The sequence below is a fragment of the Streptococcus sp. HMSC034E03 genome (assembly GCF_001811505.1).
Lineage (GTDB): Bacteria > Bacillota > Bacilli > Lactobacillales > Streptococcaceae > Streptococcus.
This window is the reverse complement of sequence record NZ_KV804930.1, coordinates 1-2,193: the sequence shown is the minus strand read 5'-3', so window position 1 is coordinate 2,193 and position 2,193 is coordinate 1. Positions and strand designations below refer to the sequence as shown.

4 protein-coding genes are annotated in these 2,193 nt (G+C 37.9%); all 4 read right to left on the bottom strand.

All coding sequences use genetic code 11. From position 1 onward, the window contains the following. Nucleotides 1–124 precede the first annotated feature (124 nt). Nucleotides 125–352, bottom strand: coding sequence for a hypothetical protein (locus HMPREF2805_RS00320; protein ID WP_075230969.1), 228 nt, complete (start codon nt 350–352; stop codon nt 125–127). A gap of 9 nt (nt 353–361) precedes the next feature. Beyond that, nucleotides 362–823, bottom strand: coding sequence for a class I SAM-dependent methyltransferase (locus HMPREF2805_RS00315; protein WP_075230968.1), 462 nt, complete (start codon nt 821–823; stop codon nt 362–364). Next, nucleotides 823–1,644 (bottom strand): ATP-binding protein, encoded by an 822-nt coding sequence (locus HMPREF2805_RS00310; protein WP_075230967.1) that lies wholly within the window; start codon nt 1,642–1,644, stop codon nt 823–825. The genes HMPREF2805_RS00315 and HMPREF2805_RS00310 overlap by 1 nt, the downstream gene beginning before the upstream one ends. After that, nucleotides 1,645–2,193, bottom strand: a 549-nt coding sequence (locus tag HMPREF2805_RS00305) for a conserved phage C-terminal domain-containing protein (protein WP_075230966.1), incomplete at its 5' end; no start/stop codon positions are given.

Below are 2,193 nucleotides of genomic sequence, written 5' to 3'. Positions count from 1 at the left end.
TTTTCTTTGATTTCATTCATATCATTTTCCAAAAAAATGCGACTGCCTTTGTGAGTTTGGCTAAATACGGGCAGCCGCTCGTCCAAGGTCACATGACCTTTACTGACACATTCCTAGCTCGCTTTTAACGTGGTTCGCGGCACGTTGGTTTAGTCGCTAAATAGTAGCAATCTATCGCACCATAATCAAAACGTACATCGTCTTTTCCGATGTGTTTCTTGAATTTTGGTCTGGTAATACCTGAGAAAGCCCATTGATGGTCTTTCATCCGTTCGATAAGTTCATCCACATTGTTAAAACTTCCAAGAAAAAACTTGCAGTGCCCGTTGTAGACGAAGTAAAGATTTAACATCAATACCTCCTAAAATTTCATAAAAGCCATCCAGTGAGTCGTTCCACGCTGTTGTCCGAAAAGTGGTTGATGCGGAACCAATTCCAAAATTTCTTTAACATTTACTTGAGCATCAGACCACTTGAAAATAAGTGTTCCACCTGTTTTCAAGACTCTAAAACATTCTTCAAAACCTTGTTGTAAATCTAACCTCCAAGTCAGTAAATCTAGTTTTCCGTATTGAGCACGCATGAATGATTTCTGACCAGCCCATAGAAGGTGAGGTGGGTCAAATACAACAAGATTAAATGTTTCGTCATCAAATGGCATATCTCGAAAATCTGCAACAATATCTGGTTTTACATTGATTTTCTTTTTGTGAATTTCAAATTCTTCTTCACGTCTATCCATGTATGTCGTATGTGGTTCTTGTTTATCAAACCAAAACATACGAGATCCACAACACGCATCTAATATTCTGATATCGGACATCAATACCTCCTATCCTTCATCCCAGACGGATACACAAAGCATCTGCCTGTTGCTCCCTCAAAGATACGACTTGATAAAGCACCATTCCCAAAATCGTCCGAGTAAAGCTCCTTAATTTCTTCACTAGACAGATTTGTATTGATAATCGTATTTGTCCGATTATCCAAGATCTTGAATAATATCTGATGTGCCCATTCGTTTCGCTTTGTATCAGCTTTTCGACTCTCTTTCCCAAGGTCATCCAAGAAAAGGAAATCAACCTCAGACAATAGCTTGACCATCTTCGCTTCTGAATAGCCATTGTCAAACTCAAAGCTTTCTCGAATCTTATCAAATAAAGTCACTACTGATACAAAAAGCACGCTTTTAGGTTCATCATAAGACTTAAATTGCTCATTGAGAAACCGAGCTAATCCATAGGTCAGATGACTCTTACCAACACCAGAAGGACCAGTGATGATAGCATTGCCAGTCTCACCTTTAACGTAGCAGCGCTCCAACCGCTTCACAAAATTCACAGCCTTTTCATCAATATCCACACGAATCTCATAGTCATGTAGTGACTTGCTTGCCAGCTTACTTGAAACGATGCTATCGCGAGAAAAGACCTCGTAAGTATCTGAGAGCTTACTCTTGACCTCAGCTTCCATGTTCAACTGCTTTTCAAAGAGTCTAATGTTCTCCTTCTCACATTCAGGACATTGACTGATTTCCTCAATCTTGCCCTTAATAGGAATCTTAACAGACCAAAGATGGCATCCATGAATTTCACAGACATCATCAAGAACCGTTCTAGTTCTAAATTGTTTAAACTGCTTCATCTAAAATCCCAGCCTTTCGTCAACCGTACTGGTCAAAATAGTAGAACGTTTTGGCATCGGTTGATTTAGATAATTGTCCATCTTATTACCGAAAAGCGTTTGTGGTTGCAGATACTGTTCATACTCTGTACCTTTCCACTTAGCGACCATGATGTCCACAACCTTTTTAAAATCTTCAAGGGCATATCCTTCTTTTAGCCTTGCCTTGATAAATTTATGATGGCTAGCTGTATTTACCTTGAAATTCTTTTTTGCTTTAAGATTCAAATACGAGATAATTTCTTTACAAATCGACAATTTATTATTGTTATTATCTATCTCGTTATTATCAGTCTTGTTTGTCTGTAAAATTTCCAGTTCCGAAACTGTACTATTTACAGTACCATCAACGGCACTTATATAGATTCTGTTAGGTAGGTTATTCCCTTGTCTAACTTCTTTTAACAGTCCAACATCCTTCAATTCTTTTTTGAATTTGATAATCGTCTTTTCGCTACTATTCAAATCAACCATAAGTTGCTCATTTGTGTAGTATTGAAATACATTCCC